We start from the raw sequence: 7,857 nt of genomic DNA, 5'->3' as shown, positions 1-7,857 counted from the left end.
TTGGCAAAGTTATTTATGCTTTTAGTAAGATTTATTTGGGAGTTTATAGATATAAGGTTTATAGATATCTTCATTCATAAACTTGTAATATGGACGTTTTCTTTTGGTAGGAAGATGAGGATTATTCAAAGTGGATATCTAAATCAATATATATTTGTAGTTCTTATTGGTATAGTTATAATATTAGGTCTTATTATAAAGGGAATGAGGTTGTAAATGGATTACGTTACAAAAGGTGCTGGACTTATAAGTTTTTCTATGTTAGTACCCATACTTACTACTATATTGATAGCATTTTTACCGGAGAGATTTGCTAAGGTGTTAGCTTTTATCGGCTCTTTTGCTACCTTTTTAATATCGTTATATACCTTAAAGTTTCTTGATTTTTCTAACCTATCCAATATTTATCTTTATGAAAATTATCCTATCATAAGAGAGCTTGGCATATCTTACTCTGTCGGTGTAGATGGGCTCTCTGAAGTTTTTTACATACTTTCTACTTTTATATCGTTTTTAGCAATTGCATGGTCTGTTAAAGATATTCAAATAAAATCAAGGCTAAAAGAGTATTATGCCATGTTTTTACTTACCACTACTTTCTTAATAGGTGTTTTTACCGCTTGGGATTTGGTACTTTTTTATGTATTTTATGAGCTTACCTTAGTGCCAATGATTTTTGTAATAGGTGTTTGGGGATATAAATTAAGGCTTTACTCAGCCTATAAGTTTTTTATATATATTTTTATATCTAGTTTATTTTTGCTTTTTGGCATAATGATTTTATCAGCAGATAGCTTTAAGCAAACTGGACATTTTAGCGCTTTTTATCCAACCTTGATAAATTTACATTTGCCTTTGGATGAGCAAATATTTTTATTCGTGTTATTTTTTATAGCTTTTGCTGTGAAAACGCCGTTGGTACCGTTTCATACATGGCTTCCGGATGCCCATGGAGAAGCCCCCACTGCTGGCTCCGTAGTGTTGGCAGCCATTCTTTTGAAAATGGGTTCTTACGCATTTTTAAGGTTTAACATAGGTCTTTTCCCAGAAGCCGCTAAACATCTTTGGCTCATTATGGTTATAATTGGTATAATTACCATAATATACGCTTCTTGGATGACTATAGCTCAGAACAATGTAAAGCGTTTTGTGGCTTATTCCTCTGTAAGTCATATGGGTTTTGTAGTAGCGGCCATGTTTATGCTTAATTTTCAAGGTTTTAGAGCTTCTACCATTGAGATGATAGCTCACGGATTTTCTAGCGCGGCGCTGTTTATGATAGCAGGTTTTATATACAACAGATTACACTCTTTTAATATGAAAACTATAGCTGGTTCTGTACGGTATATGCCTGTTTTTTCTATTCTAGTAGCTCTAACAGGATTTTCTGCTATGGGTTTACCGGCTGGTTCTTCCTTCTGGGGTAAATTTTTAACTATTTTGTCGGCAAGGGAACATAGTTTAACGTTAGCTTTGCTTGTGATGGTGAGTGCATTTTTTAGCGCTATATACATGCTTTATTTTCTTAGAAATCTGTTTCTGGAAGGTAAGACGGAAGGTTCTTTTTTGATATTTACAGATATAAGAGGAATAAAGTTGACTGTTATGCTTAGTTTAGTGGTGCTTATGTTTACGATAGGGCTTTTCCCATCTTTATTTTTTAATATATTTGATGCTTCTTTGTTAAAATTACTTAATATAATCGGAGTTGTTAAGAGGTAGCTTATGGACATCAGACTTTTACTAGGCTCTACAAACCTATACGAGTTTAAATATTTAATGCCTGAGTTGAGTGTTTTTTTTGGTGCGCTTGTTTTATTTTTATTTGATATTGTTATGAAAAGCTCAGAAACGAAAAAAAGAATCTTTTTATGGGTATCTATAATATTTTTAGCTATTTCTATTTTTAGTTTTTCTTACAATAGAGTATATTTTAAGGATGTGTTTTCAGGAACTTATACAATAGACACTCTTGGTGTGTTCTCTAAAATGTTTGAAATTATTCTAACGCTTTTAGTATTACCGTTTTTACATACTTATATGAATAGAAAAAACACATTTTATTATGAGGTGTATTATATAACTTTTTTAAGCTTACTTGGTATGATGACACTTTCATCTTCTTATAACTTAATAGTTATATACGTATCTCTTGAGATGGTTTCTATAAGCTTCTATATTATGACAGCTCTTTTTAGAGGTTCTTTCATATCAAAAGAAGGCGCATATAAGTATCTTATAATAGGTGGCATAAGTATAATAATAGCTCTTTACGGTGCTGCTTTCATGTATGCGGCTTCTAAGTCTTTAGACATAAGAGCTATAATGTCTTCTTACAACAACGCCAATGCCGTTTACCTTATAGTAGGTATGATATTGTTTTTATTGGCTTTTGCAATAAAGATAGGTATAATACCTTTTCATTTCTGGTTACCAGACGCTTATACCGCTGCTCCAACTCCTATAACTGGATTTATGGCATCTGCTGGCAAGCTTGCGTTTTTTATACCGCTTCTTAGATTAATGCCTTATGTCAATCAGCATCTTTACTCATCTTGGATGATATCTGTGAGCATATTGGCGGCCGCTACCATGATCATTGGTAACGCCCTTGCTTTAGTGCAAAGTGATATAAAAAGACTTTTAGCTTATTCTTCTATAGCTCACAGTGGTTATATACTGTCTGTTTTATCGTCTAATTCTAGCATGGGGCTAAAGGCTGCTATATACTTTGTGTTTGTTTATAGCATTATGGGGCTTGGTGCTTTTTTAGTTTTGAGTGTTTTAGAGCAAAGCGAAGTATGGGACAATCAGATAAAAAACATAGGTGGTCTTTATAGGAATACTGGATTTTTAAGTATAAGTTTTGCTATGTTCTTGTTTGCTTTGTTGGGGATACCACCCACAGTTGGTTTTGTTGGAAAGGCTTTGGTGTTCTTGGGGCTAGCCATAAAAGATATATATTGGCTTGGTTTTGTCCTGATATTGGCTACTGCAATATCTACAGGATATTATGTAAGGCTTGTGGTTCTCATGTTTATGAAAGATGTTGAGATTCATTTTAAACCAAAATATGATATATTAGAAAACGTATCTATTGGTCTTTTGGTGATGTTTACATTTTTACTTGGCATGTTTCCTTTTGTATTGTGGAATGGTATTAGCAATATTTCAGAATTTTTGTTTAAAATAGCTAATTTGAGGTGAAGATATGGCTTATGTAGGTCTCTTGTCTTTGCTGGCGGTAATGCTTGGATTAAGCGTAATACTTGTATCGTTAAACTGGCTTTTGGGACCAAAGAAAAAAGAGCCGTACAAAACATATCCTTATGAGTGTGGTGTGCCTCTTTACGATGATACAGCCCAGACAACATTTCATCAAGGTTATTACATTTTAGGTCTTTTGTTGCTTCTCTTTGATATAGAAGTGGCTTATCTGTTTCCATGGGCTGTAGTATACAATTTTCTTGGGGTTTTTGGTTTTATAGAAGTATTTTTGTTTCTTGTGATTTTAACATTAGGACTTGTATACGCTTGGAAAAAAGAAGCCCTTGATTGGCAGTTTGATTTGGAGAGTTTGTAATGCAAGCAAGTGAAAAGACCTTGAATGAGATAAAAGCTAAAATACCATACGTTGAAGTCAAGAAAGACAAGCTTCTTTCTATAGTTTATGTACAAAAGGAATTGCTTATAAATACGTTAAAGACGATAAAAGAAGACTTTGGATTTAAGCTTTTTATAGACCATTCTGTGATAGATACACTAGAAGCTCAGAATCGTTTTGAGGCTTTTTATATACTATACAATGTAGATACAAAAGAGAGAATTGTAGTAAAAACTAAAACCGAACATTCTTTGCCAAGCATAGAAAGGCTTTGGTTTGCTGGTAAATGGGCTGAAAGAGAGGCCTATGATATGTTTGGTATACATTACGAAGGACATGAACATTTGGTAAGAGCCTTCATGTGGGATACATACAACTACTTTCCTTTGAGAAAGGATTTTCCTTTGCAGGGTTATGAAAACGTGGAGCTTCCTTCTTTGAACGAGGCAGTGTTTGGTGATAATCTAACCGGTACAATGAACTATAGACGCACCCATACTTATGTGCCGACGTTAAAAGATTTGGAATACACAGAAAAGAACAGACTAAAGAAAAAGGCTCAGGTAGTGTTGAATTGGGGTCCGCTTCATCCAGGTACTCACGGTACGATGTGGTTTTTGTTTGACCTAGAAGGCGAACGTGTGGTGCAAACAGATGTCATATTAGGGCAGCTTCATAGGGGTGTAGAAAAGTTAGCTGAGCACGAACCTTATCAGCAGTTTTTAGTATATACAGATAGAATGGATTATATATCGGCTCTTTGTAGTAATCAAGCCTGGACTGTAGCGGTAGAAAGGCTTCTTGGTATAGAGGATATCGTACCTTTAAAAGCAAAATACATAAGGACCATGATGTCAGAACTTCAGCGCATAAACTCCCATCTTCTCTGGCTTGGGACTTATGCTCTTGATTTAGGTGCTCTGACTATATTTTTATATGCTTTTAAAGAAAGAGAAAAAATAATGGATATAATAGAGGGCATTACTGGGGCAAGGCTTACTATATCATACACAAGAATAGGTGGAGTGAGGATGGATTTGCCAGAAGGTGCTATTGATGTAATAGAATCCTTTATAAAATTCTTTCCAAAAGAGTTAAAAGATTGGGAGAAAATTCTTAGCAGAAATAGGATATGGTTAAAAAGAAACAAAGATGTGGGGGTGTTAACAAAAGAAGACATATATTTTTATGGGCTTACCGGTGCCGTAGCGAGGGGCTCAGGAGTATTTTATGATATTAGAAAACTAGAACCATACGATGCCTATGGCATGGTGGATTTTGATGTGCCTTTGGGAGAAACTGGGGATTGCTACGATAGATATCTTGTGCGTGTAGAGGAGATGAGGCAAAGTGTTAGAATAATAGAGCAATGTGTTCAAAAGCTCAAAACCATGTCTAAAAATGAACCCTTTATGGCAGAGTCTCAAGACCCTAAAAAGTTGAGGCTTACTTTAGATGGTATAGGTTTGAAGGTGCCAGCTGGTGAGGTCTATTCTTCTGGTGAAAATCCAAGAGGTGAGCTTGGCTTTTATATAAATTCAAAAGGTGGTTTAAAGCCTTATAGAGTAAAAATAAGACCCGGGTCTTTTTACAATCTTTGTGTGTATCCTCATCTTATGGAAAATAGATATGTGGCAGATGCTGTTACAATATTAGCAAGCCTTGATCCTGTTGTAGGAGAGATAGATAGATGAGTATAGTGGCGTTAGGTATCATAATAGCTATAAAGGTTGTTGTAATACTTGCTATAATACTGGGTGTAGGTGCTTATCTTACCCTTGTGGAAAGAAAAGTTGCTGCTCACATACAAAGACGTCCTGGACCTATGGTGGTTGGATGGCATGGTCTTTTACAGCCATTAGCAGATGGTATTAAGCTTTTAACTAAAGAAGATATCCTGCCATCGTCCGCAAATTTTTTACTTTACAATTTAGCCATTATAATGGCTTTGGTGCCGGCTTCTTTGGTGTTTGCGGTGGTGCCTTTCGGGCCAGAGATACGTGTTTTTGGTTATGATATAAAACCAATACTTACCGATGTAAATATAGGTATTATAATGGCTTTCGCCTTTGGCTCGCTGGCGGTATACGGTGTGGCATTGTCTGGATGGGCGTCCAATAGCAAATATGCTTTGATAGGTGCTTTGAGAAAAGCTGGTATTATCATATCTTACGAAGTGGTTATTACCTTTGCCGCTTTGGGGCCTATAATGCTCGCAAAATCGCTTTCTACTTACGATATAGTAATGGCTCAAATACATCAGAAGGTTTGGTATATATTTCTACAACCCATATCTTTTGTAGTGTTTGTCTTTGCGCTTTTAGCAGAAACTGGTAGAGTACCGTTTGATATACAAGAAGCTGAAGCGGAGCTTGTGACTGGTTTTACGGTAGAATACGGCGGTATGAAATTTGGTTTATTTCCTTTGGTAGAGTGGTACGTGGAAGTGCTTTCTTTATCTTCTATCCTTACGGTGCTTTATCTTGGTGGATGGAGCCCTATAAATATACCATTTGTAGGATTTGTGGACCCGTTTTTCTTTTTGGGACCATGGTCTGGTTTTATTTGGTTTATAATAAAAGTTACTATTTTATTTTTGCTTGTACTTTGGCTTCACTGGACGTTGCCAAGGTATAGGATAGATCAAATTACTACTATTGCTTGGAAGGTAATGCTGCCATTGGCACTTTTTAACATACTTATAACAGCTTTTATAGCACCTTTGTTGAGAGGTTGATGTTATGATTAAAAAGGTATTTGAAAAGCCCCTAAACTTTCTTGAGACGATTTTGTTTTTAGATTTTATAAAAGGTATGTCTATCACTATAAGGCATGCTTTTACCAAGACTATAACTACCCATTATCCTTATGAAAAGTTGACACCACCCAAAAGGTTCAGAGGATTTTTTGGGCATAAGACGGTAAACGGTTTGGAGCCACAACCGGCTTTTGATGAGTGGGTAGATAGGATGAAAATAGAACCTCGTCCAGGTAAGTCTAGATGTGTTGTTTGTTATCTTTGTAAGAAAGCTTGTCCTGTGCCAGATTTGTTTGAGATAGATGGCGAAAAGCTTGAAAACGGTAAAAAAGTTGTGTCCGTTTTCAATATGAACTTGATGCTTTGTACGTTTTGTGGTCTTTGTGTGGATGCTTGCCCTGTAGATTGTCTTTTTCAAAGCGATATACATGAAACTGCGTCGTTTTCAAGGAAAGATTCCATCCTTAACTTAGAAAAGCTTGAAGCTATAGGAAAATCTTGGCAAGATAGAAGAGAATATGAGCCAGACCGCATATGGATTGATGACGATGCTAGAGAAGCTCTTTGGAGAGAAAATAAGTTACATCTTAAACGGGTAGAAAATGCTTAGCCAGATAGCGTTTTATATCTTTGGTGTTATAAGCGTAATATGTGGTTTAGGTGTTGTCAGTGCATCTAATCCTATATACGTCGTTTTGTGGCTTTTAGGAGCTTTAATAGCTATAAGTGGTATATTTTTTAGTGCTGGTGCTGAACTTTTGGGAGCTTTGCAGTTAATGGTTTATGTTGTGGCGATAGCTGTATTTTATATATTGATTATCACTGCAGTACCGTGGAGAAAGCTTCATAAAAACGAGCAGCACAATAGGCTTATTGGTGTTGCTGTTCTCCCTTTTGTGGCTATTTTATACGTTGAAGCTTTTATTGTAGCTCTTTCTGGTGTATCTTTATCTAAAAATAAAATTATAGAAACTATAACAAAAAACTATGGAAATGCAGCAACTATTGGTATTAAACTATTTAGCACGTATTTTTGGGCTTTTGAGCTTATGTCGGTACTTTTGCTTATTAGTATGATAGGAGCCATTTTACTTGGTAGAAAAGAGGAGAAAACCTATGATTGAAAGTTTGGTAGCTAAATTTTTGGTCCAGAATGTAGAGCAGTATTTTTTGCTTGCTTTTATTTTGTTGGGTATTGGTCTTTTTGGTATGATGGTAAGAAAGAATCTCATCACGATTCTTATGTCTTTGGAGCTTGCTTTAAACTCCGTAAATATTGCTTTTGTAGGAATAGATAAAACAAACAGCCTCATAGATGGGCAAATATTTGCACTTTTTACTATAGCTTTAGCGGCAGCCGAAGCTGCGGTGGGTCTTGGGATAATAATATCTTTATTTAGGCTAAGAAAAGCTGAAAATGTTAACGAAATTATCGACTTAAAGGGGTAAAGATGCCAACTCTCATCCTTCTCTTTCCACTCTTATCCTTCATAAT

Annotated in this window: 8 protein-coding genes and 1 pseudogene; all 9 read left to right on the top strand. The window is 35.5% G+C overall.

The genetic code is table 11. The features are described from left to right. Positions 1-216: pseudogene (locus ACYQZV_RS08655) on the top strand (NADH-quinone oxidoreductase subunit L); the annotation flags it as partial. Continuing rightward, positions 217-1,722, top strand: coding sequence for a complex I subunit 4 family protein (locus ACYQZV_RS08650; RefSeq protein ID WP_459895157.1), 1,506 nt, complete (start codon positions 217-219; stop codon positions 1,720-1,722). It begins immediately after the preceding pseudogene. Between the two features lie 3 nt (positions 1,723-1,725). Beyond that, on the top strand, positions 1,726-3,207 hold the full coding sequence (locus ACYQZV_RS08645; RefSeq protein ID WP_459895154.1) for an NADH-quinone oxidoreductase subunit N: 1,482 nt from the start codon (positions 1,726-1,728) through the stop codon (positions 3,205-3,207). A 4-nt stretch (positions 3,208-3,211) separates the two neighbouring features. Continuing rightward, entirely contained in the window at positions 3,212-3,583 is a 372-nt protein-coding gene (locus ACYQZV_RS08640; RefSeq protein WP_459895152.1) for an NADH-quinone oxidoreductase subunit A, read from the top strand. Beyond that, positions 3,583-5,298, top strand: a complete 1,716-nt coding sequence (locus ACYQZV_RS08635; RefSeq protein WP_459895149.1) for an NADH-quinone oxidoreductase subunit D — start codon at positions 3,583-3,585, stop codon at positions 5,296-5,298. The genes ACYQZV_RS08640 and ACYQZV_RS08635 overlap by 1 nt, the downstream gene beginning before the upstream one ends. Then, positions 5,295-6,341 (top strand): NADH-quinone oxidoreductase subunit NuoH, encoded by a 1,047-nt coding sequence (gene nuoH, locus ACYQZV_RS08630; RefSeq protein WP_459895146.1) that lies wholly within the window; start codon positions 5,295-5,297, stop codon positions 6,339-6,341. Before ACYQZV_RS08635 ends, nuoH begins: the two co-directional genes overlap by 4 nt. A 4-nt stretch (positions 6,342-6,345) precedes the next feature. Beyond that, positions 6,346-6,972: a NuoI/complex I 23 kDa subunit family protein gene (locus ACYQZV_RS08625; protein ID WP_459895143.1), complete on the top strand. Its 627-nt coding sequence runs from the start codon at positions 6,346-6,348 to the stop codon at positions 6,970-6,972. Then, complete coding sequence (locus tag ACYQZV_RS08620; RefSeq protein ID WP_459895141.1) at positions 6,965-7,486, top strand: NADH-quinone oxidoreductase subunit J family protein; 522 nt, start codon at positions 6,965-6,967, stop codon at positions 7,484-7,486. The genes ACYQZV_RS08625 and ACYQZV_RS08620 overlap by 8 nt, the downstream gene beginning before the upstream one ends. Then, complete coding sequence (nuoK, locus tag ACYQZV_RS08615; protein WP_459895138.1) at positions 7,479-7,811, top strand: NADH-quinone oxidoreductase subunit NuoK; 333 nt, start codon at positions 7,479-7,481, stop codon at positions 7,809-7,811. The genes ACYQZV_RS08620 and nuoK overlap by 8 nt, the downstream gene beginning before the upstream one ends. Positions 7,812-7,857: the final 46 nt, after the last annotated feature.

The organism is Hydrogenobaculum acidophilum, assembly GCF_054656715.1.
Note: the sequence above shows the minus strand (reverse complement) of the source record. Positions and strands in the feature narration are given on the sequence as shown.